At 29.2% G+C, this 22914-nt stretch carries 18 protein-coding genes; 10 read left to right on the top strand and 8 right to left on the bottom strand.

Features of this window, described 5'->3' with window-relative positions:
* Positions 1-91: 91 nt before the first annotated feature.
* Genes SHK09_RS09390 through SHK09_RS09410 form a run of 5 tightly spaced genes read left to right on the top strand, consistent with a single transcriptional unit; the run spans position 92 to position 5163 of the window.
* Complete coding sequence (locus SHK09_RS09390) at positions 92-373, top strand: DUF493 family protein (protein WP_319810515.1); 282 nt, start codon at positions 92-94, stop codon at positions 371-373.
* 9 nt (positions 374-382) lie between these two features.
* Positions 383-2017 carry a peptidylprolyl isomerase gene (locus tag SHK09_RS09395; RefSeq protein WP_319810516.1) on the top strand — a complete coding sequence of 545 codons (1635 nt, stop codon included), beginning with the start codon at positions 383-385 and terminating at the stop codon, positions 2015-2017.
* On the top strand, positions 2017-2862 hold the full coding sequence (locus tag SHK09_RS09400) for a hypothetical protein (protein WP_319810517.1): 846 nt from the start codon (positions 2017-2019) through the stop codon (positions 2860-2862). The genes SHK09_RS09395 and SHK09_RS09400 overlap by 1 nt, the downstream gene beginning before the upstream one ends.
* Positions 2828-4210 carry a peptidylprolyl isomerase gene (locus SHK09_RS09405; protein WP_319810518.1) on the top strand — a complete coding sequence of 461 codons (1383 nt, stop codon included), beginning with the start codon at positions 2828-2830 and terminating at the stop codon, positions 4208-4210. The genes SHK09_RS09400 and SHK09_RS09405 overlap by 35 nt, the downstream gene beginning before the upstream one ends.
* Positions 4210-5163 (top strand): MoxR family ATPase, encoded by a 954-nt coding sequence (locus tag SHK09_RS09410; protein WP_319810519.1) that lies wholly within the window; start codon positions 4210-4212, stop codon positions 5161-5163. Before SHK09_RS09405 ends, SHK09_RS09410 begins: the two co-directional genes overlap by 1 nt.
* Before the next feature lie 118 nt (positions 5164-5281).
* Here the strand turns inward: SHK09_RS09410 and SHK09_RS09415 are convergent, their stop codons facing one another.
* Genes SHK09_RS09415 through SHK09_RS09425 form a run of 3 tightly spaced genes read right to left on the bottom strand, consistent with a single transcriptional unit; the run spans position 5282 to position 7381 of the window.
* Positions 5282-5848 carry an RsmD family RNA methyltransferase gene (locus SHK09_RS09415; protein ID WP_319810520.1) on the bottom strand — a complete coding sequence of 189 codons (567 nt, stop codon included), beginning with the start codon at positions 5846-5848 and terminating at the stop codon, positions 5282-5284.
* Entirely contained in the window at positions 5845-6678 is an 834-nt protein-coding gene (locus SHK09_RS09420) for a DUF3822 family protein (RefSeq protein ID WP_319810521.1), read from the bottom strand. Before SHK09_RS09420 ends, SHK09_RS09415 begins: the two co-directional genes overlap by 4 nt.
* Positions 6650-7381, bottom strand: a complete 732-nt coding sequence (locus SHK09_RS09425) for a hypothetical protein (protein WP_319810522.1) — start codon at positions 7379-7381, stop codon at positions 6650-6652. Before SHK09_RS09425 ends, SHK09_RS09420 begins: the two co-directional genes overlap by 29 nt.
* A 105-nt stretch (positions 7382-7486) precedes the next feature.
* Between SHK09_RS09425 and SHK09_RS09430 the strand changes: the two genes are divergently transcribed.
* Positions 7487-8911, top strand: coding sequence for an ATP-dependent RecD-like DNA helicase (locus SHK09_RS09430; RefSeq protein WP_319810523.1), 1425 nt, complete (start codon positions 7487-7489; stop codon positions 8909-8911).
* A 32-nt stretch (positions 8912-8943) separates the two neighbouring features.
* On the opposite strand, the gene SHK09_RS09435 is transcribed toward SHK09_RS09430, so the two are convergent.
* A complete protein-coding gene (locus SHK09_RS09435) occupies positions 8944-9894 on the bottom strand; it encodes a lipid A deacylase LpxR family protein (RefSeq protein ID WP_319810524.1) in 951 nt (316 codons plus the stop codon).
* A gap of 93 nt (positions 9895-9987) precedes the next feature.
* On the opposite strand from SHK09_RS09435, the gene ppk2 (SHK09_RS09440) reads away from it, so the two are divergent.
* Together ppk2 (SHK09_RS09440) and ppk2 (SHK09_RS09445) are read left to right on the top strand one after the other, a co-directional pair.
* Complete coding sequence (gene ppk2 / locus SHK09_RS09440; protein WP_319810525.1) at positions 9988-10845, top strand: polyphosphate kinase 2; 858 nt, start codon at positions 9988-9990, stop codon at positions 10843-10845.
* A 4-nt stretch (positions 10846-10849) separates the two neighbouring features.
* Positions 10850-11635, top strand: coding sequence for a polyphosphate kinase 2 (ppk2, locus tag SHK09_RS09445; RefSeq protein ID WP_319810526.1), 786 nt, complete (start codon positions 10850-10852; stop codon positions 11633-11635).
* On the opposite strand, the gene SHK09_RS09450 is transcribed toward ppk2 (SHK09_RS09445), so the two are convergent.
* Positions 11632-12264 (bottom strand): hypothetical protein, encoded by a 633-nt coding sequence (locus SHK09_RS09450; RefSeq protein WP_319810527.1) that lies wholly within the window; start codon positions 12262-12264, stop codon positions 11632-11634. The two genes, ppk2 (SHK09_RS09445) and SHK09_RS09450, sit on opposite strands and share 4 nt — an antisense overlap.
* Before the next feature lie 54 nt (positions 12265-12318).
* Here SHK09_RS09450 and SHK09_RS09455 point away from each other — a divergent pair, with 54 nt between their 5' ends.
* Entirely contained in the window at positions 12319-12876 is a 558-nt protein-coding gene (locus SHK09_RS09455) for a Smr/MutS family protein (protein WP_319810528.1), read from the top strand.
* A gap of 20 nt (positions 12877-12896) precedes the next feature.
* Positions 12897-14030 (top strand): cysteine desulfurase family protein, encoded by a 1134-nt coding sequence (locus tag SHK09_RS09460; RefSeq protein ID WP_319810529.1) that lies wholly within the window; start codon positions 12897-12899, stop codon positions 14028-14030.
* Positions 14031-14075: 45 nt separating this feature from the next.
* Here the strand turns inward: SHK09_RS09460 and SHK09_RS09465 are convergent, their stop codons facing one another.
* The 3 genes from SHK09_RS09465 to SHK09_RS09475 form a co-directional block, all read right to left on the bottom strand.
* On the bottom strand, positions 14076-18926 hold the full coding sequence (locus tag SHK09_RS09465; RefSeq protein WP_319810530.1) for an MBG domain-containing protein: 4851 nt from the start codon (positions 18924-18926) through the stop codon (positions 14076-14078).
* Positions 18927-19066: 140 nt separating this feature from the next.
* A complete protein-coding gene (gene yidC / locus SHK09_RS09470) occupies positions 19067-20953 on the bottom strand; it encodes a membrane protein insertase YidC (protein WP_319810531.1) in 1887 nt (628 codons plus the stop codon).
* A gap of 238 nt (positions 20954-21191) precedes the next feature.
* On the bottom strand, positions 21192-22805 hold the full coding sequence (locus SHK09_RS09475) for a CTP synthase (RefSeq protein WP_319810532.1): 1614 nt from the start codon (positions 22803-22805) through the stop codon (positions 21192-21194).
* Positions 22806-22914 lie beyond the last annotated feature (109 nt).

Consider the following 22914-nt stretch of genomic DNA (forward strand, 5'->3'; position numbering starts at 1 on the left):
AAAATAAATCATTCTCTTTATAAAACTAATTTTTAATGTAATTTTGTGTCTTGCAATTTTCAAATAGTTTAGAATAAAATTAATAATTGTTATGAGTGATAAAAACGATTTTTACAGCAAATTAAAAGAGCAGTTAGATGCTACCACAGATTTTCCTGCAGAATACTTATATAAATTTATAGTACCAACTACAGAAAACCAAGTAGAAGAAGTAGAAAGTATTTTTGATAATACAGGTGCTGTAATTAATACAAAGAAATCTAAAACAGGTAAATATGTAAGTGTTTCTATAATTTTGAAGCTAAAATCATCTGATGAAGTAATTGCATATTATCATAAAGCAGAGAAAATAAAAGGAATCATATCATTATAATTATTGTTTATGAAGAAGAGAGTTTTATCAATTTGTATTTTATTAACTACAATGGGTGTTTTTTCTCAGAATGAAAAAACCTTAGTTACAATAAATAAAGAAAAAACTACAGTAGCAGATTTTAAACGTATATATGAGAAAAATCTAGATGCAATAGATAGCGAAGAAGCTAAAGATGTTACTAAAAATTTAGAACTTTATATTAACTATATATTAAAGGTAAAAGAAGCTTACCAGATAAAGCTAGATACATTGCCTTCTTACAAAAGAGAAATAGCATCTTATAAAAATCAGCTTTCTGCACCTTATTTACAAGACACTACTTTTATTACCGCTTTGGTAAAAGAGGTTTATTTTAGAACAAAGAATGAGGTTAAAGCAAAACACATTTTAATTAGAACTTCTAAAGATGCGATACCAAAAGATACTTTAATCGCATACCATAAGATTGTAAAAATTAGAAATAGAATAATTAACGGAGAAGATTTTGAAAAAGTAGCTGCAGAAACATCCGAAGATAAATCTGCACAAGATGATCTTAAAACAGGTAGAAAAGGAAATAATGGTAATTTAGGTTATTTTAATGCTTTTAAAATGGTTTCTTCTTTTGAGGATGCAGCTTATACAACAAAGGTTGGGGAAGTTTCTATGCCTTTTAGAAGTCAGTTTGGGTATCATATTCTTAAGGTAGACGATTTTAGAGTAGCCAAAGGAGAACTAGAAGTAGCTCATATTTTAATTGCTGATACAACAAGTATAGGTAAAGATAAAATTGACCAAATTTATGGTAAACTTCAGAAAAAAGAAGTGTTTGATGTATTGGCTAAAGAATATTCAGATGATAAAGGTTCTAAAGCGAATGGCGGTAAATTAAATAAATTTGGAACAGGAAGAATGGTGAAGTCATTTGAAGATGCTGCATATTCTATAGAGAATGTTGGCGATTTTTCTAAACCGTTTAGAAGTCGTTTTGGTTGGCATATTGTAAAGCTTTTAAAAAAACATCCTATAAAATCTTTTGCGGAATTAAAAAACGAGCTTAGAGGAAAAATTAAAAGAAGTTCTAGAATGCAAATGTCTGAAACTGCTGTTATAAATAAATTAAAAGCAACATACTCTATTGTAGATAATGAAGAGGCTAAGAAGATTTTAGAGAGAAATAATATTAGAGCAATGCAAGCAGACTCTCTACAAAATACTCTTTTTAGTATTAATGATAAGAAAATAACACAAGAAACGTTTGTTAAGTATATAAGAAACAGAAGGCATATACCTGTTTATGTTTTGTTTGATATGTTTAAGAATCAAGAAATTTTAAATTATTACAAAGAAAATTTAGTTTATACAGAACCAGAATATGCATATACTTTAAAAGAATATGAAGATGGTTTATTGTTATTTGAGCTAATGCAGCAGAAAATATGGAACAAGTCTTCTAAAGATACTTTAGGTTTAAAAACGTATTATGCTAACAATAAAGAAAAATACAATTCTAAAGAATTAAAAAACATAAAAGGAGAGGTAATGAATGATTACCAAACTTTTTTAGAAAAAAATTGGATTTCAGACTTAAGAAAAAATAATAAAATTAAGGTTAGCAATAAACAATTAAAGAGATTAATTAAATTTTACGAGAAAAAATAATGAGGTTATTAATTGTTTGTCTTTGTGTTTTACTTTTAAATTCTTGTAACTATTTAGGGTTTCTAGAAAAAGAAGAAGATACATCAAAAATTGTAGCAACTGTAAATACAGACAAGTTATTTGAAAACGATTTAAAAGATATTTTACCCAGAAACATTTCTAAAGAAGATAGTTTAATCTTAGTAAAGAGTTTTATACAAGATTGGGCAGTAAAGAAGTTATTTTTAAAGGAAGCTGCAAATAACAACACATTAGAATCATTAGAAAATATTTCTAAACTTGTACAAGATTATAAAGAAAGTCTTCTTATAAATAACTATAAGGAAGAATTGATAAAGCAAAGGTTAGATACTATAGTTTCAGAAGAAGAAATTGAGCTATATTATACGGCTAATAAAGAGAATTTTAAATTAAATGAAGTGTTAGTGAAGTCTAAGTATTTGTTTTTTAACCATATAATGAATGATGAAAAACAAATAATAGACTTATTTAAATCTGATGATATTGAAGATGCAGAAGAGTTAGAAAGACAACAATTAAGTTTTAAAATGTACCAATTAAATGATTCTACTTGGACGGAATTAGATAAGGTTTTGTTAAAACTACCATTTTCTAAAGAAAATCTGTTAAAAAAATCAAAATTCATTCAAAAACAAGATTCATTAGGTTTATATTTGGTGGCTATAAAAGATATTTTAAATAGAAATGATATAGCACCATTAAGCTATATTAAACCAACAATAAAAGAAATGATTTTACACAAACGTAAAATCGAGTTAATAAGAGAGATTGAAAAACTAATAGTAAAAGATGCCACAAAAAACAATAATTTCAAAATATACTAAACTACTTTTTACAGCTGTTCTTTTTACAGCAACAACATTTCAACTGAATGCTCAGCAAATTAAAATTGATGGAGTAGCGGTTGTAATAGGTAAAAACATCGTTTTAGATTCAGATATTGCTAAGTTTAAGCAAGAAGTAGAACAAAGAAGTGAAGGGAAAAGAACAATTTCAGATTGTGAAATGTTAGAACAGTTAATGGAGCAAAAATTACTGTCACACCATGCAGTTGTAGATAGTGTAACAGTATCAGATGCAGAAATTAACTCTAAAGTAGAAAGTAGCATTAAATACTTCGCACAAGAGTACGGTTCTATAGAAAAAGCTGTTTCTGCTTATGGTTTTAATGATTTAGATGATTTAAAAAGCGAGTTATTTAATGTTCAAAAAGAAAATAAACTTATAGAAAAAGAGCAGTTTAAAATCACTGAAAAAGTAGATGTTACTCCAGAAGAAGTTCGTTTATATTTTAACGGATTAAAAGAAAAAAATGAGTTGCCAGAGTTTACAGCAGAAATAGAATTAGCTCAAATTGTACTAAATTCTGAACCAACATTAGAAGAAACAAATAGAGTTGTTGCAGAACTTAATCAAATTAGAAAAGACATTTTAGACGGAGCAAGTTTTAGAATGAAAGCTATTATTAACTCTAAAGATCCTGGAGTTACAAGAGATGGTGGTAAAATACAAGTAACTAAAGAAGCTAACCTTATTAAAGAGTTTAAAGAAGTTTCTTTTTCATTAGAAAAGAATGAGATTTCTAAGCCTTTTAAAACTCTTTTTGGGTACCATATTATTCAATTACATGAAATTAAGGGAAACACAAGAATAGTATCTCACATTTTACTTCAACCAGAAATTCCTGAATCTAGATTAAAGGAAACTCAATTAAAAGTAGAAGAAATTAAAAGAGATATAGAAGCTGGTAAACTTACTTTTGAAGAAGCTGTTAAAAAATATTCTGAAGATAAAGATTCTAAAAATAATGGAGGAGTAATTATTAACGGTTATACTGGAGAGACAAAATTCGATTTAACAAGAATGGATCCTGCAATGTATGCAAGAGTTAATGATTTAAAACAAGGTGGTTTTACGGATGTTTTTTATGATGAAGCTAGAGGAGGAGAGAAGATGTATAAGTTTATTTTAATGAAAGAAAGAACAGATACACATACTGCAGATTTAGTAGAAGATTATGTAAAAATTCAGACTCTTGCTTTAAAGAAGAAGAAAGAAGAAACAATAGAAAAGTGGTCTAAAGATAAAATTAAAGACACTTATATTAAATTAGGAGAAGATTATAAAAAATGTTCTTTTAAGAAAAATTGGAAAAAAGCAACAAGTAAATAATGTCAGACGTTAAAGCGGTAAACAATCTAGTAAGTAAGTTCGAGGTTCTAAAGACGGAAATAGGAAAAGTAATTATTGGTCAAAAAGATGCAGTAAACTTTACGTTGCTGTCTGTTTTTTGTGGAGGGCATTCTTTATTAATAGGAGTTCCTGGTCTTGCAAAAACATTACTTGTAAATACAGTTTCAGATGCTTTAGGTTTAAACTTTAAAAGAATTCAGTTTACGCCAGATTTAATGCCATCTGATATTTTAGGAAGTGAGATTTTAGATGAAAATAGACAGTTTAAATTTATAAAAGGTCCTATTTTTTCTAATATTATTTTAGCTGACGAAATAAATAGAACGCCACCAAAAACACAAGCAGCTTTGTTAGAAGCTATGCAAGAACGCTCTGTAACGGTTTCTGGTAACCATTATAAATTAGAATTGCCATTTTTTGTTTTAGCAACACAAAACCCAATAGAACAAGAAGGAACTTATCCTTTACCAGAAGCGCAATTAGATAGGTTTATGTTTTCTATTAATTTAGAATACCCAACTTTTGAAGAAGAGGTACAAGTTGTAAAAAGTACTACATCTAATATAACTCAAAATGTAAATTCTGTTTTCTCAGGAGAAGAAATTGTTGAAATTCAGAAATTAATTAGAAAAATACCAGTAGCAGATAATGTTATAGAGTATGCTGTAGGTTTAGTAGCTAAAACAAGACCTAAATCTGCGCAAGCAACAGAAATGGTAAAAAGCTATTTAGATTGGGGTGCAGGACCAAGAGCATCTCAAAATTTAATTTTAGGAGCTAAAGCACATGCAGCTGTAAACGGAAAGTATTCGCCAGATATAGAAGATGTAAAAGCAGTAGCAATTCCTATTTTATCTCATAGAATAGTAAAGAATTACAAAGCAGAAGCAGAAGGTATTTCTATTGCAGATATTATTACTTCATTAATGTAATTAGTATTGCATTAATTATTAAGAACTAAATAAACATTTTTATAACATAAATTCTCGATACTACATGCAATTGGCATATTGTATCGAGAATTTATATTTTATATAATAAGTAATTTAGTTATTCTTCTTCTTCAGAATCTTCTTCTAAAGGGTTTTCAAAAAAACTAAAGACATTACCACCATAACGTTTGTCGTATGTGTGTTTAGAATGTTTTGTTAAATCTGTATGTTTAGAGTGCTCTACAATTAAAACACCATCTTCATTTAGTAGTTCTCTATCAAAAACTAAATCTACAATTTTTATAAATTGCTCTTCTGAAAAATCATAAGGAGGATCTGCAAAAATAACATCGCTTTTTAAAGGCGTTTTTTCTAGAAACTTATACACGTCACTCTTAAACGTATTAATGTCTAAATCTAGCTCTTTTGCAGTTGTATTTATATATTTAATACAACCTACATGAGCATCAACTGCATGAATAGTTTTAGTTCCTCTAGAGGCAAATTCATAGCTAATGTTTCCTGTACCAGAAAATAAATCGATTACAGATATAGAATCAAAAAAATAGGTATTGTTTAAGATGTTAAACAAAGATTCTTTTGCCATATCTGTTGTTGGTCTAACAGGTAGGTTTTTAGGCGCAGATAAACGTCTTGATTTTAATTTTCCTGAAATAATTCTCATGAGCCTAATAGTATAAAGTTAGAATGTGATGGGACTTTTAATTCATTAAAAATAGTATTTGTACTTTCTAAGAAGTACACGTTTTTAATGTATTTATATGTTGTTTTGTAAATATCTGAAGTCAATGTTATTTTTCCTGTAAAATATAAAGAAAAGATATTAACGTCTAAGTTTAATTGTTCTGCAACAAAGAGTATATAGTAGATAAAGTCTTCTTTAGAGTTAAATGAAAAAGTGTTTGAAAGTAAAAGTTTGTTATTCTCTAAAACCACAACATCTAGTGTTGTTTTAGAAGTATTTACATACATTGTTTTCTCTTTGTTCTTATTAACTTTTAGAAGTTTTTCTATTAAAACGGTACTGTGATGTTTGTATTCAAACTCGCCAAAGTTCTGAAATAAATAGTTGTTTATATTTACATAAGGAACGTAAATATTTTTTGAATTTAACGCATCTAAATCATCAAAAGTTATAAAATCTGTTATTAAAGTTTTTATGTTGAAATTTAAATAAGAAATTAGTTCTTCTTCTTTAAAAAAAGGATTAGGAACTAAAGTAGATAAATTATTTTGATGAATTACAGTTACAGAGGTAAAGTCGTTCTGTAAGTAGGTATCTGTTTTAAAGATCTCTTCAATTTCTAATAAAAGATTTTCTGGTGTTGCTTGTGAATTTTCAAAGACATATTCACAGAAATAAATATCTTTTTTAGACACAGTATTATAAATACAAAAAGAAAATCCATCCAAATTAAATTGGATGGATACTCTATTATCTTTAATAGTATTCAAAGAAATACTACTAGTCTTTTTTAATGCTTTTCTTGTCATATGAAGGTGGCCAGTTTCCTGCAGTTGTAACTTCGTCTAAAGAACCAACAGAAACGTATTCTCCTCTAATTTGATCTGTTGCTGTAATTTCTAATTCTTGTTTTACTAAAGATTCATTCATCCCTTCTAAAAGAGCTTTCTTAGGTGTCTTAGCCATAAAAGTTGGTACTACTAAACCTTGTACTTTTTCTACTGTACCTACTTCTAATTCATATTGTACTCCTTTTAAACCAGGAACTTTAAACATGTTTTTGTAGTCTCTATCTTTAAAGTATTTTAAAACTGGTTCATAACCAATTGTATCTATTACTCTTTTTTCTACTTCATCTGTAATACCACCACCTTTATTAACAGTCTCAACTATTGTTTTTGTTACTGTTAAAGCAAGTTTTGCAGAATCTACAAATTTAATTAGTAAGTTTTTATCTTTAGTGTAATTACCAGTAGCTTCGTAATACTTTACTTCTGCATCTCTAATAATTTTAAGGTTATCTACTACTTTAGAATATCTTTTAACTTTATCATTATTAAAGTTAATTGGCTCCATAACTCCATTGTAAATCTTAAAGCCTAAGTATACGGCTAAGAATAACAATAAAATAGAGGCGATCCATCTTAATTTTAAAGGTAAATACTTAACTATAACGATAGCTATAAGAACTGCACCTAAAATTGCAGCTAAAATCATTCCTAATAATCCCATTTTTAAAGTTTTTTTTTAATAGTCCTATCGCAAATCTACAATTTTTTTTTAATGATAAAAACTTTTATTTACAAATCGACGTATCTTTGCTACTTTAATTAATTTATGATAGAAATACCAGCAGATTTTAACAAAGAATTGTTAAAGAAATTTCCTCATCAACCTACTGTAAAACAGCGCAAGTTATTAGAATTGCTTAGTAATTTTATTTTTAACGAGGATAAAGATGCCCTGTTCCTTCTAAAGGGATACGCTGGTACAGGTAAAACAACTACCATTGGTACATTTGTAAATTCTTTATGGTTGGCTGGTAGAAAAGCAGTTTTATTAGCACCAACAGGTAGAGCAGCAAAAGTAATTGCTTTGTATTCTAAGAAGCCTGCTTTTACAATTCATAAAAAAATATACTTTCCCAAAAAACAGTCTAATGGTTCTGTAGCATTTGTTTTACAGCCAAATAAGCATACAAATACTGTTTTTATAGTAGATGAAGCTTCTATGATTCCAGATGGTAAACAGAATCAACAATTGTTTGATTCTAGCTCTTTATTAGACGATTTAATTTCTTATGTTTATTCTGGTGTAAACTGTAAATTAATTTTTATTGGTGATACAGCACAACTTCCACCTGTAAAATTAGATGTTTCACCGGCTTTAGAACTAGATACTTTAACCTATGATTTTCATAAGCAAGTAACAGAAATAGAGTTAGATGAAGTAATGCGACAACATGAAGATTCTGGTATTTTAGCAAACGCAACTGCGTTAAGATTGTTGTTAAGAAATGAAGGTGATAATTTTCAGTTTGATGTAGGTTTTGCAGATATTAAAAGATTAGAAGATGGTTATGATATTGAAGATGCAATTGTTACAGCTTATGAAAGTGATGGGGTAGAGGATACTGCATTTATTGTACGTTCTAACAAAAGAGCAAACGAATATAATCAACAAATAAGATACAATATTAGAGGGCAAGAAAATGAAATTTCGGCAGGAGATTACATTATGATTGTAAAAAACAATTATTTTTGGTTACCAGAATCTTCTACTGCAGGGTTTATTGCAAACGGAGATATTTGTGAAGTTTTAAAAATATTTTCTATTAAAGAATTGTATGGTTTTAAGTTTGCAGAAGTAGAAATTAGAATGATCGATTACCCAGAAATGCATCCTTTTGAAACAGTATTGCTATTAGATACTTTAACCAGCGAAAGCCCATCTTTAACCTATGAAGAATCTAATAAATTATACCAAGCAGTAAAGGAAGATTATGCCCATGAAAAATCTAAGTACAAACAATTTATGGCCATTAAGAAGAATAAATTTTTTAATTCTTTACAGGTAAAGTTTTCTTATGCAATGACTTGTCATAAATCTCAAGGAGGACAATGGAAAACCGTCTTCATAGAACAACCGTATTTACCAGATGGTGTTTCTAAAGAATATTATAGGTGGTTATATACTGCAATTACAAGGGCTCAAGAAAAGTTGTATTTAATTGGTTTTAAAGATGATTTTTTTATTGAATAAATTTAAGGTTTAATAAAACTTTAGATCGAAAGCTATTTTAATAAATAATTAAAATTAATAGAACCGTATTTATGTCCGTTATCAAACTTTAAATCTTTAGATTTATTTGTATTATAATTAAAGGTATACCCAAAATTAAATCTATTTACGCTAAATTTTAAACCAATTTCAACGTTAAAAACTAACGGAACCAACTCGTTTGTAATTTCGCTATTAGCACTTAAAAAACTTCCTTGTAAGGTTGCATCATAAAAAGCATATCTTAAAGTTGGTTTTATAAAAAGGAAAGATTCTATCTCTCTAAAGTAAGAAGTGTTTTTATTGTTAATATTTGTTTTAAATGCAATAGAATTCATCATAGATTGTAGCGGTTTAAAACCAATTCTAGCTAAAAAACCAGAAGAAATATTAGTGTAAACAGTACCTATTTTTGCATTGTTAATCCAAGAAATATCAAAATGATTTGTTTTGTCTTTTCCTAAAAAAGTATTGTATTCCGCATTAAAGTTTAAAGCAAGTGCATTTTTTATTTGATGCTTCCAACCTACAGCTTTTGTAAAACCGTACAAATTATGAATGAAGTCTTGTAGTTCTTTCGAAAAAGCATTAGAACCAATTACACCTAATTGCAAGGTTGTTTTAAAAGATTGCTTGTTTTTATAAACTCTATTTATACTGTAACTACCGTATAAATAACCAGCAAAAGGCCTATCATGATTATTTATGTTAAGTGTAACAGCCTTATTAGGTGTGTACATTTCGTGCCCAATTTCCCATTCTAAAATTCTCTTTTCTAAATTTTCATTCTTTTCTTTAGATAGATATTTATAAGAAAAAAACATTCCGTTAGTATAATATCTGTCGTCATAAGTAGAAGTATACAAGTCGTTATCTGTAATAAAGCTAATTTCTCTTGAAAATTTTTCCTGTGAAAAAAGACTTATTGTAAAAAATATAAATAAAATTAATATGTTTTTTTTCATAGAAAACAAATATAAAATAACTTACTTAAAATCATGTTTTTTTAACTTTATTTAGGAAAAAAAGTAATATTTTTAAGTTTCGAAAAAAGACCTATGAGTACAAAGAAAACATTTACTACAGAAGATTTTGAAAACTTAGAAAGTAACAAAGATCTTATCGAACTAATTAAAGGCAAAAGCGATTTATATAATAAAGTTAATAAAACACTTTTATATACTGAAGAGCTACGTTTGCTACAAATAGAATTGGTGAAATTACAACGTTGGATTTCTAAAGAAAACAAACGTGTTGCTGTAATTTTTGAAGGAAGAGATGCAGCAGGAAAAGGTGGGAACATTCGTAGATTTATGGAACATTTAAACCCGCGTTCTAGTAAATTAGTCGCTTTAAATAAACCTACAGAAGTAGAAAAAGGACAATGGTATTTTCAACGTTATATAAAAGAATTACCAAATCCTGGTGAAATTGTTTTTTTTGATAGAAGTTGGTACAACAGAGCAGTGGTAGAACCTGTAATGGATTTTTGTACTCAAAAACAATACAAAGAATTTTTAGTACAAGTGCCAGAGTTTGAACATATGATGTATGAGGATGGTGTAATTATAATTAAATTTTGGCTATCAATCTCTAAAGAAGAACAATTAAAAAGGTTCGAAGAGCGCAAAGAAAACCCCTTAAAACGTTGGAAATTTAGTCCGGTGGATAAAAAAGGACAAACGCTTTGGGACAAATACACACATTATAAATCTGAAATGTTTTCTAAAACACATACTTCATACAGTCCTTGGATGATGATTAAAACCAACGACAAACAAGTAGCAAGATTAGAAGCAATGAGGCATGTAATATCGCAGTTTAATTACGAAGGTAAAGAAGAGGCAAAAACTACATTAACACCAGATCCTAACGTTGTAATGCGTTATTTTAGGTCTAACACTAATATCGATTAATGTTATGGAAAGAAAATTAACTACACAAGAATTAAATAAATTAACTACAAAAAAAGGACTTCTAGCACTTCTGTCTAAAACGCCATTAAATATAGAAAGAAGTTTAAGATATGTCGATTATCAAAGAAAATTAAAAAAATTACAAGTAGAACTTATTCGTTTACAAACTTGGGCAATTAATAATAACGAACGTATAATAATTGTTTTTCAAGGAAGAGATGCAGCAGGAAAAGGTGGTGCAATTAGAAGGTTAACAGAGCGTATAAATCCTCGTCATATGAGAATTGTAGCTTTACCAAAACCAACAGAAGATGAGCAAACTCAATGGTATTTTCAAAGATATGTAGAGCAGTTTCCTAAAGCTGGTGAAATTGTTTTTTTTGATAGGAGTTGGTATAATAGAGCAGTTGTAGAACCTGTTAATGGTTTTTGTACACCAGAAGAATATGATATTTTTATGAACCAAGTAAATGGTTTCGAACAAATGATATTAGAGTCTGGTATTCATTTAGTTAAGATTTATATGTCTATTTCGAAGAAAGAACAAGCCAAACGTTTTGCAGATATAAAAAGTAACCCACTTAAACAGTGGAAAATGACTAAGTTAGATGAGAAAGCACAAATTTTGTGGGATCAATATACAATCTACAAAAATGCAATGTTTAAGAGAACAAACACAAAAATTTCTCCTTGGAAGGTAATACGAGCAAATAGAAAAACGGAAGCTAGAGTAAATGTAATTAATCACGTTTTAAATAGCATTCCTTATGATAAGGATTTAGAAATTTAATCTATTAAATTTTTAATTTTAGAAAAAATATAAAAAATTTCTGCAGCAATTTGTTCATTTGTTTTCAAATAGATTGCTGCTTGTTCTTTTGTTCCGTCCGATGCTTTCGGGTCTGTAAAAGGCAAATGAAACCTTTCGATTGCGGTTGGTATAAAAGGACAATTTTTAGCTGCATTATTACAAGTTGTTATAGCAATAAATGGCTCTTTGTTAATTTTATTATCAAACCTTTTAGAAAAGCCTAAAATAGATTTTCTACTTCCTTTAAAAGAAATTAAATACTTTGGGTTTTGGTGAGAAAAATCTTCAACGTTAAAATCGAAACCAACATATTGTAATGTTTTAACGGTATTTCTATAAAAAGCCGTTATTTCTGTACCACCTGAAAAACAATTTATATTTAAGTCGAAATAAGCTGCAGCAAAAAATGCCCAAACTTGCCCTAATTGACTTCTTCTAGAGTTATGTGTGCAAATAAAATTTAAGTTTACTTCATTGTTTTTAATGTGTTCTTTAGCTATTTTTTCAGCAATTTTAAAGAGTATTTTCTGTCTATCTTCTTCTAAGTGTATTTTTTTTGAAGCTTGTTTAAAGAAGTTTTCTGTAGAAATGATAGAAGTTTTAGACATATGCTTATTTTTGTAGTAAAGTTAGAAGCTTATATTTAAAATTGAATTAAGATAATGTTAAGAAAGAGTTTTAAAATTGGTAATAAGGTAGCTGTTTTAGATGATGTTTTAAAAGGAGAAGTTACGGCTATTGCTAAAGATTTAATTTCGATTAAAACTACAGACGGAATGATTTTTAATTTCAACGAAAATGAATTAGTTGTTATTGAAACAGAACAGCACGAGCTAACAAAATTTTCTGACATTAATAATGGTTTCTTAAAGGAAAAAATTAGCGAATCTAAAACGAAGAAAAATCTCTTTAAAAAACAAAATAAAGAAGTTATAATGGAGGTAGATTTGCATATTAATAAGCTTACTAAATCTGTTAAAGGTTTAGATAATTATGATATGTTAAACCTTCAATTAGATACAGCAAAAAGAAAAGTAGAATTCGCTATTCAGAAAAGAATTTCTAAAATTGTCTTTATTCATGGAGTAGGAGAAGGAGTTTTAAAATCTGAATTACAATCTCTTTTAAATAAATACCCTGTTAAACATTATGATGCTTCTTATAAACAATATGGTTTAGGAGCAACAGAGGTTTATATTTTTCAAAATACAGTCTCGTAAAATAAAATTATTTTCATCTTATGAATGCTATTTATTTAGACAACGCAGCAACTACAAAAATGGACAATGAAGTGATAGAAGTTATGCAAACTTCTATGATTGAAAATTTCGGAAATCCATCATCAACGCATCAATTTGGTAGAAAAGCAAAATCGAGTATTGAAACTGCAAGAAAAAATATTGCAAAACATTTTAATGTTTCTGCACCAGAAATTGTTTTTACTTCAAGTGGTACAGAAGCAGATAATTTAATTTTGAAAAATGCCGTTTTAAATTTAGGTGTTACTCGAATTATAACTTCTAAAATAGAACACCATGCTGTTTTACATACTTCAGAATTTTTACAGAAAAATAACAATATTACTATAGAATATGTAAATGTTAATACATTAGGTACTATAGATCTGCTTCATTTAGAATCTTTATTAAAATCATCTAAAGAAAAAACTTTAGTAAGTTTAATGATGATTAATAATGAAATTGGCACTATTCTGCCAATAGTTAAAGTAGCAGATTTATGTAAGTTATATAATTCTTTATTTCATTCTGATACTGTACAAGCAATTGGGCATTACGCAATAGATTTACAAAAAGTAAATGTAGATTTTATGGTAGCTAGTGCGCATAAATTTCATGGTCCTAAAGGAGTTGGTTTTGCTTTTTTTAGAAAAGGATTTGGTATTTTACCAATGATTCATGGTGGAGATCAAGAAAGAGGAGCAAGGTCTAGTACAGAAAATGTACATGGAATTTTAGGAATGAATGCGGCATTAAATATTGCTTATAATTCTCTTTTAGAAGATGAAAAATATATAGAAAGTTTAAAAGTTTATTTTATTTCTGAATTAAAAAAAATATCAAAAGAGATACAATTTAATGGTGTTTCAGAAGATATAGAGAGAAGTAGCTATACTATTTTAAGCGTACGTTTCCCAGTAAAAAACGACATGCTACTATTTACTTTAGATATGGCAGGAATAGCTGTTTCTGGTGGAAGTGCCTGCCAAAGCGGAAGTAATATAGGTTCTCATGTGTTATCGGAAATTTTATTTAATGGAGAAGAAGATAAAACTTCTGTTCGTTTTTCATTTTCTAAGTTTACAAAGAAAGAAGATATAGCGGTTACAATTTTAAAATTAAAGGAATTATTATAAAAAAAAAAGGAGAATCTTAAAGATTCTCCTTTTCGTAAAAAAATACTAATTAATTAGTATTTTCTTGGAAACATCACCTCTATTTGTTTTTATTTTAATTAAATAAACCGCAGTTGAAAGATTGTTAACTTTCAATTTTTTATCATTTAATTTATCTGAAATAAATTCCCATGTTTTAATTTCTTGACCTAATATTGAATATAATCTCACACTTTCAATTTCTAGATTATCTTTTAAATTAACATTTATTTCTTTTGAGTTTTTATCATAGTATAATGATACGTTGTTAAGAATAATATTGTCTTCTGTACTTAAAACTACACTTTCTTTAAATGTTAAAAAGAATCTATCTTTATACTCTCCTTTTATTAATGCAATTTCTGCTTTTCCTTCTTTAATATTATAGTATTTGTTTTCTAGTTTATCTAAAATGTAAAGTTCTGTATAGTCAAAATTTAATTCATCAATTTCTATACTTATTGTGTCATCTGTAGCTACAATTATTTCTAAAGGAACTTCTAAGTCTTCGGTAATAGTTTGTACACCTGTAATAGCATATTTCTCATCGTTTTCAGAAAATTTCCAATAAAAATCTGTGCTAGATAAATCAAAAGTATAGCTATCGTAACCACTATCGTATTTAAAAGAATTATTTACTTTAAAAGAAATTCCTATCTGTCTATGTAACTTTATACCTTCATTACCTGTGTAGTTCATACCAAGTTTTAATATTGGTAAAACTTTTCTAGCGTCAGCTTTTTTCTTATGCTTAATGTTAGATTTAAAGAATGTAGATTTTGCACCTTCAGCAATGTTTTCTCTTTGGCTGTTGTTAAATGTAATTGGTCCTCCATCTGCATCTCCACTAATAAAGAATCCTTGTCCTACAGCAATATAGTCTAAGGGTGCTGTGTATGTAGGTGCTGCGGCTGAACCAGCACTTGGTTCACACGATACTTGTCCGTCATCATCTTTAAGATTAATACTAGATATGTATAAATTTAATAAATTTAAAGATTCGATAGTAAAATTACTATTAACCTCTATACATTTTGTAAACACATATGTTGTGTACACGCCAGATGCTGGTAAAGTATATTGACCTATTGTAATATCATTAACCTTTAAATTAACGATAGCTGGCGTTATAGATTTGTAACTTATTGTTAATGCTTCTACTGCTCTTGGAGCTCTAGAGAATTCTACATATTCACCAATTGCATTTAATAAAACAACATCATTACCTCCATCATTTGTGTTTGTTCCTGTAGTTGTGCCGTTTATTGCCTCCATATTAATATCAAAAGCACCAGATAATGAAGGAGAATTTGCTGCAACGCCCATAGAAATATTCCTTGTAGCATAACCACCTATATAACCATTAAATGAATGACCAGCTTCTGCACTTGAAGTATCTTCTTCACCTGCGTGTTGCCAAAAGTATAAAGTACTTGTTGTAGAATCTTTGTTGTCTTCTATAAACTTTTTAGCACTTATTGCAGACGGAAATGGATTTCCTACTAAATAAGATTGATCTCCACCAACCGCAGTATTTAAATTACCATCATTAGGTGTACCTACAAATGTATAGTTTTGAGATCTTCCTGGTCCTTTTAATGTAAAACCATCTGTAGCAGGAATAGTACCTGTACTTTTCTTTTGTTCCCAATTAGAACGCTGTCCGTTTCCGCTTGCATATGTATAAATCCAATAGTCAGAAATTTTAATAGGGCTAGAAGTAGCACCATCATAACCACTAACAAAATCAATATTTAGAGGTGTAGAAGTTGCTGATGTAACTGTAGTACCGTCTTTTAATACATTCTGTAGCGTGTAACCACTAGCGCCACCAACAGGAGAACTCATATAGTTATATCTATATGTACTAGGTGTTGGAGAATTCTGATCTATATATAATTTACCTAATCCAGAAATTTTAGAAGCTGTTGTATGTGTTTGTATTAATTGAGAACCATTGGCTAATCTAATTTCACTAGTTGCACTTCCAAACGTTATTTCTTCAGAAACTACTAGTAAGTTATTTGTAATTGTTAATTTATTCCCAGAGTTTATAGTAAGTTCTTTTGCTTTTAATATTGATGAGCTAACAAAATCTTGATCAATAATAACTCTTCTACTTCTATCTGGATAACCATTAGACCATGCAGAACCTATTCTTACTGTAGGGCTTGTTCTATGTACACCTAATTTTAAGTTAGATTCTGGGTCTGTAGTATTTATTTCAGATATTAATGGTGCATGAGGATGTCTTTCTGGTCCACCCAAATCTACATCTCTATAAGGGTCTAAACCTTCATTTACAAATACAATCCATTCATCTGAATTAAAATCTTTGTTAGTTGTTAGGATAGCGTCATTTCTAACGTAAATTTTATCATTTTCTAGATTTATTGCGCTTTCATACCTGTTTTTCCAGTCATTTATTCCTGTTATAACACTTTTTGGATGCGAAAGGACTAAAATATCATTTGCACCTAGTATTGTAGTAATTCCATCATTTGATGTTCCTGTAAATGCAGAAGCACTATTGGTAATTAATAATGATTCTCCTGGAGCTAATGCTACCGGAATTGTAAATAAATTATTTGGAGTTATAGAGGTTTGAGGACCTGCTTTATTTTCAAATAATGATAATTCTATAGTATTGGCCAAAATACTATTTGTAGGGTGAATATTTGTTATTTCTATAACTCTGCTTGTACCTGCTAAATAGAATTGTGTAATCATTGGTGTACCAGAAGCGTGTGTATCTCTGTAGTCTACATCTCCAATAGTTAAAGCATCGTTATCTAAATCTGGTAAATCTGTATTAGGATTATTAATACTAGCATTTACATCATCATAATCATCTGCAAGATATAGCGTATTGTCTAATCCGTTTATTCCAACTGTTCCGTTTGTTTTACCATCACCATCTGTGTCTATACTAGCATAACCAGCTTCCACAAGATCAAATAAAGTATCATTATCAGAATCTAAATCTGTAAAATCGGCAGTATCAATACCATCTGTGTTTACAGGTTGTAAACCTGTTCCATAGGCAGTATCTAATCCGTTTAAAGTATAAATATAATTAGGAGCTATATAATCTATAGTTGTTTGTGCTTCTATATTATCTGGTATTCCATCATTATCCGAATCTAAATCTTTTTCGTTAGGTATACCATCTCCATCAAAATCTAAACTATCTGATAAACAAGAAATATCTTCTGTACTGTATACAAAATTATCCATACCATGTAAATCAACAAAAGTCCCAGAAACAGTACCATTTAATACTTTATGAACAATTGAAACTTCGTTAACTTTTGTAGAAGAAACAAAACCAATGGTAGATTCTGTATTTTGTCCCACAACCATTGTACCTCTACTAATATCATTACCATCAAAAATATTTACTGTTGCAATAGCATTATCACCAATAAAACCACTTTCAAAGTATGCTATAAGTTTAGAATCTGCATAAACTTCATACCTAACTAGTAAATCTGCTGGGTTTTGGGTGGTGTCTAAGATATCTACTAAATCGAAACTAAAAGCATGTACAGCTGTGTTAAAATCGATATCTATTGAGTAAACTTCACCTACAGTTAATTTAATTGAAGGTTTAATATATAAAGCGTCACCCGATGTTCCAGATCTAAATTCTCCTCCGGTTGTCTCTCTAAATTCATTTCTACGACCAGCTGTATTAGCATTTGTAGTATATGATAAAGATCCATTAGCAAATGTACCAGCACTAGAAGCTGCATTATCTTGACCACCAACAACAGAAAAACTAAAATCATCAGTTCCATTTAATACTGTTAAGTTTAAACCTTTAGCATATGCACCTTTTTCGAAACCAGATTCCTTATATCCGTTACCATTATTTGTATTACCACCAATAACGTAAATATCATAACCTGCATCTGAATATTTAATTCTATCTATTTCTGGTTCTGCAGCTCCTGGTATAATACAACTTTCATCTTCATTTAATATTCCATCGTTATCAATATCAACATCAACGTCATCAGGATAAGAATCGCCATCTGTATCTTTAGAGCTAATAGAAAAAATAGCGGGTATAAATGTAATATCATATTTAGGGTTGTTTACGTTTAATAAACTTCCTTGGTTTATATTATAATTATTTACAGCTTCACCTGCATCTCTTGTTAATCCTCCAACTAAAGTGTCTCCACTATCTAAACTTCCTGAAGTAATTATGTAGGTTAAAGTAGGGTCTGCATCCCCAAACTCTTTAGACTTAGCATCTGCAGTGATTGTAATTGGTATTCTTGTAGGAGCAACACTAGAAGTTCCTTCTACTTTTACGTTATCTATTGCCCACCAAAATCCCCATGCACCAATATATGTAAAACGAACTCTTGCATTTGTAGCCCCATTTGTTGCTGCTAAAATATTATAGGTTCTAACTGCTGAAGTAGGGTAATCTGTATTAGCAGTGTAGGTATCTATTGTTGTCCAAGTAGAACCATTAAATACTTCTATTCTAGCACTTTCACCAGTGGCATAAAACCTAAATTGGTTACTGAAACTAAGATCTAGACTTGTAAAAGTACTAGTGTCGAAAGTAGGAGAAGTAAGTGTTGCGTTTTGGGAAGCTCCATTTCCATAACCATCACTATTTAATATAGCATAGTTTCCACTAAATCCACCATCTACCGTTACTGGTTGCGTTGTATCTGAGAAGTTCCATATTTGTCCTGAAGTTCCAGAATTTAGTATGTTATTCCAACCAGAAGGAGGTGTAGTACCAGATCCTGTTGAAAAATCTTCATTTAAAATTACTGTTTGCGAGAAGCTATTTAAAGTTATAAATAGCAGTATAAATGGCATAAGCCATTTACTTTTAGATTTAGGGATCATAAAGTATTGTTTTAGGGGAAGTAAAGGATTTTAGAGTTCTTTACCGTATAGCTAAGATATACTTTTTTTCGTAAATATACGTTTCAAGCAAAAAAAAACCGAAACTTTTATGTTTCGGCTTTTAATATTTTTAAAGAAAATTACTTTTTCTTTTGTTGTGCTTGTTGTTCTTGCGCTTGTTTCATTGCAGAATCTATTCTTTCTCTAAATTTGCTTTTTTTCTTCTCAGGACGCTTTTTATTTTCTTCTATTTTAGCATGAATTTTATCTTCATCGATTACAAAATTCTTAATTACCAACATAATAGCAATCGTTAATAAGTTAGAAATAAAGTAATATAAACTTAAACTACTTGCGTAGTTATTAAAGAAAAACAGCATCATAATAGGAGAGAAGTATATCATATACTTCATCATCTTACTCATGTCTGGCATACCTTCTTGCGTTGGTGCTTGCATGTTTGCTTGCTGACTCTGGTTCATTTTCATGTAAAAGAAAATAGCAACAGACGCTAAAATTGGAAATAAACTTACGTGATCTCCATAAAAAGGAATTTTAAAAGGAAGTTTAAAAATTGTATCATAAGAAGATAAATCATTTGCCCATAAAAAACTTTCTTGTCTTAAAGATAAATTTGTTGGAAAAAACTTAAATAAAGCAAAAAATACTGGCATCTGTAATAATGCAGGTATACAACCAGACATCATACTAACACCTGCTTTTCTTTGAATAGCCATGGTTTCTTGCTGGCGTTTCATAGCATTTTCTTTACCAGGATATTTTTCATTTAATGCAGTTAATTCTGGTCTAATTACCTTCATTTTTGCACTAGATAGGTAAGATTTATAAACCAAAGGAGACATAATTAATCTTACAACAATTGTCATTAAAATAATTATTAATCCGTAGTTAGATAAAAATCCTTTAAGGAAATTAAATACAGGATAAAATACAGTTCTGTTTAAGAAACCAAAAATTCCCCAACCTAAATCTGCCGTTTGGTCTAAATCTGTTCCTGCAAATTGTTCGCTACTTAATAAATTATAATCACTTGGGCCGTAAAACCATTTCATGTTATAATTTAATTCTCCATTAGATAATTCTAAAGGAGTTTTTAGTTGATATTTTTTAGTGTAAACAGTATCTATTTCTTCGTTTAAAACTAAGTCTGTAGAAGTTATTGTTGCGTTGTTAAACGGTTTTTCACTTAATAAATTAGAAGTAAAAAAGTGTTGTTTATAAGCAACCCAATCTAATTGGTTTACAATTTCAGACTCATTAGGACTTAAATCGTCAACTTCACTTTCAGATTTAAAATAAAGTTTAGAATACATTGTATTCTCTGTTTTTAAACTTTTCTCGTGTCTGTATCCGTTTAAAGACCAGTCTAAGTTAATAGGGTTAGAAGAGTTTAATACGTTACTAAGACCTTGAGAACGAATAGAAAAATTTACCAAATATTTTTTAGGCATCATTTCATATCTGTACTCTAAAAACTGATTTTCAGAAACCTTTAACCTCATAGAAACAATTTGGTTGTCTCCGTTTGTAGTAATTGTTGGTTCAAAAAATAAATCTTTAGTATTTAAAATTCTATTGTCTGTTGTACCAAAATTAATGTTAAAAGATGCATTATTATCTTTTATCATATATAAAGGAAGAGAGTCGTAGGTTTTAAAGTTTTTAATTAAAGCTTCCTTAATTTGTCCACCTTTATTATCAATTGTTAATTTTACAACTTCATTTTCTAGAATTGAAACTCCTTGAGAAGCACTAATAGCACTTTGGGCAAAGGCACCTAATTTATTCTTAAGGGCAATTTGTTTTATAGAATCATTTTCAAATGCAGTTTCATTAACAACAGCTGTATTAGCATTGTTTGTTGTTTTTGAAGCATCTACTATTTCTGTATTAGTAGTTTTAGTTTCATCTATTTCTGGTTCTTGTGTGCTCATCCACCAGAAAATGATTCCTCCTAATAAGATCAATCCAATAAAAGAATTTAAGTCGAATTTTTTTTGTTCCATTATGTTTTTTTAAATGTCAATTTGTCATTTTTCTACTTCTTGTAAAAAGCAAAAGGCGACAAATGTAGCAAAACTGTATGTATTTTAGTTTATTTTACTACTGTTATTGTTACTATGTTTAGTAGTTCAAATAGTGTTCCTAATTTAAAAATGTCACATTGAGTGCTTTCGATATTTTATTTTGAAAGAATTATTGTTTTTTCAATAAGAAATATCGAGAGCGCTTAACGCAATAAATTTATTTTTTAGACTGTTTTAAAGAAGCTTTAATAAAATCTACAAATAAAGGATGTGGTTTTAACACCGTACTTTTATATTCTGGATGATATTGCACACCAACAAACCAAGGATGAGAAGGTATTTCTACCACTTCTACTAAACCAGTTTTAGGATTCATACCTGTAGCCTTCATTCCTGCAGCTTCAATTTGTGCTAAATAATCGTTATTAAATTCGAAACGGTGTCTATGGCGTTCGCTAATTAATTTAGATTTATAGGCTTTAAATATTTTAGAATCTTCTTTCAATTCACAATCCCAAGCACCCAAACGCATGGTTCCACCTTTTTCTGTAACATCTTTTTGGCTTTCCATTAAGTTAATAACAGGGTATTTGGTGCTTTTGTTCATTTCTGTAGAACTCGCATTTTCTAAACCTAATACGTTTCTAGAATACTCTATAACTGCCATTTGCATTCCTAAACATATTCCGAAGAAAGGAATATTGTTTTCTCTTGCATATCTTACAGCTCTAATTTTTCCTTCAATACCTCTATCTCCAAAACCAGGGGCAACTAAAATACCATTAACACCTTCTAATTTTTTTCCTGCATTTTTTGGAGTTAAGCCTTCTGAATGTACCCAACGTACTTTTACTTTAGTCTCATTAGAAGAACCTGCATGAATAAAAGCTTCTGTAATAGACTTGTAAGAATCGTGTAATTCTACATATTTACCAATTAAAGCAATTTCTACTTCGTGTTTTGGGTTTTTATGTTTCTGTAAGAACTGATTCCACACTTTTAATTCTGGTTCACCTTTAGAAGAAAGTTTTAATTTATTTAAAACAACAGTATCTAAACCTTGTTCTAACATTAAATTTGGTACATCATAAATGGTTTCTGCATCTATAGACTGTATAACATCTTCTTTCTTAACGTTGCAGAATAAAGCAAGTTTACGTTTAATGTCGTCAGAAATTTCATGTTCTGTTCTACATACTAATATATCTGGGCTTACACCACTTTGCATTAGCATCTTTACAGAATGCTGTGTAGGCTTTGTTTTTAACTCACCAGCAGCAGCTAAATAAGGTACTAATGTTAAATGTATAACAATTGCATTTTCAGAACCTTTTTCCCATAATAATTGTCTAACAGACTCTACATAAGGTAAAGATTCGATATCACCAACGGTTCCACCAATCTCTGTAATTACAATGTCATAATCGCCCGTTTCACCTAAAAGCTGAATTCTGCGTTTTATTTCATCTGTAATATGAGGAATAACTTGTACCGTTTTTCCTAGAAACTCTCCTTTACGCTCTTTGTTTATTACAGATTGATAAATTCTACCTGTAGTTACATTATTTGCTTGAGAAGTTGGAATATTTAAATAACGCTCGTAATGACCAAGATCTAAATCGGTTTCTGCACCATCATCAGTTACATAACATTCGCCATGTTCATAAGGGTTTAGTGTACCTGGATCTATATTAATGTACGGGTCTAATTTTTGAATGGTTACAGAAAAGCCTCTTTCTTGCAATAGTTTGGCTAAAGATGCTGCAATTATTCCTTTTCCAAGGGATGAAGTTACGCCTCCTGTGACAAAAACGTATTTAGTATTACTCATGGTGTTCTTAGGTTTGCGCAAAAGTACTAACTCTAAAAATTCTGTCAAATAAAAAAGGAGAAAACATTTATAAAAAATGTAAATTTGTGAGGGGTGAAAATATTTTTCA

It is taken from the genome of Polaribacter sp. PL03 (assembly GCF_033875165.1).
Classification (GTDB): domain Bacteria; phylum Bacteroidota; class Bacteroidia; order Flavobacteriales; family Flavobacteriaceae; genus Polaribacter.

Coding starts and splice junctions, on each gene's coding strand:
- SHK09_RS09390 (WP_319810515.1), top strand. CDS start 92: ATGAGTGATAAAAACGATTTTTACAGCAAATTAAAAGAGCAGTTAGAT.
- SHK09_RS09395 (WP_319810516.1), top strand. CDS start 383: ATGAAGAAGAGAGTTTTATCAATTTGTATTTTATTAACTACAATGGGT.
- SHK09_RS09400 (WP_319810517.1), top strand. CDS start 2,017: ATGAGGTTATTAATTGTTTGTCTTTGTGTTTTACTTTTAAATTCTTGT.
- SHK09_RS09405 (WP_319810518.1), top strand. CDS start 2,828: ATGCCACAAAAAACAATAATTTCAAAATATACTAAACTACTTTTTACA.
- SHK09_RS09410 (WP_319810519.1), top strand. CDS start 4,210: ATGTCAGACGTTAAAGCGGTAAACAATCTAGTAAGTAAGTTCGAGGTT.
- SHK09_RS09415 (WP_319810520.1), bottom strand. CDS start 5,848: ATGAGAATTATTTCAGGAAAATTAAAATCAAGACGTTTATCTGCGCCT.
- SHK09_RS09420 (WP_319810521.1), bottom strand. CDS start 6,678: ATGACAAGAAAAGCATTAAAAAAGACTAGTAGTATTTCTTTGAATACT.
- SHK09_RS09425 (WP_319810522.1), bottom strand. CDS start 7,381: ATGGGATTATTAGGAATGATTTTAGCTGCAATTTTAGGTGCAGTTCTT.
- SHK09_RS09430 (WP_319810523.1), top strand. CDS start 7,487: ATGATAGAAATACCAGCAGATTTTAACAAAGAATTGTTAAAGAAATTT.
- SHK09_RS09435 (WP_319810524.1), bottom strand. CDS start 9,894: ATGAAAAAAAACATATTAATTTTATTTATATTTTTTACAATAAGTCTT.
- ppk2 (WP_319810525.1), top strand. CDS start 9,988: ATGAGTACAAAGAAAACATTTACTACAGAAGATTTTGAAAACTTAGAA.
- ppk2 (WP_319810526.1), top strand. CDS start 10,850: ATGGAAAGAAAATTAACTACACAAGAATTAAATAAATTAACTACAAAA.
- SHK09_RS09450 (WP_319810527.1), bottom strand. CDS start 12,264: ATGTCTAAAACTTCTATCATTTCTACAGAAAACTTCTTTAAACAAGCT.
- SHK09_RS09455 (WP_319810528.1), top strand. CDS start 12,319: ATGTTAAGAAAGAGTTTTAAAATTGGTAATAAGGTAGCTGTTTTAGAT.
- SHK09_RS09460 (WP_319810529.1), top strand. CDS start 12,897: ATGAATGCTATTTATTTAGACAACGCAGCAACTACAAAAATGGACAAT.
- SHK09_RS09465 (WP_319810530.1), bottom strand. CDS start 18,926: ATGATCCCTAAATCTAAAAGTAAATGGCTTATGCCATTTATACTGCTA.
- yidC (WP_319810531.1), bottom strand. CDS start 20,953: ATGGAACAAAAAAAATTCGACTTAAATTCTTTTATTGGATTGATCTTA.
- SHK09_RS09475 (WP_319810532.1), bottom strand. CDS start 22,805: ATGAGTAATACTAAATACGTTTTTGTCACAGGAGGCGTAACTTCATCC.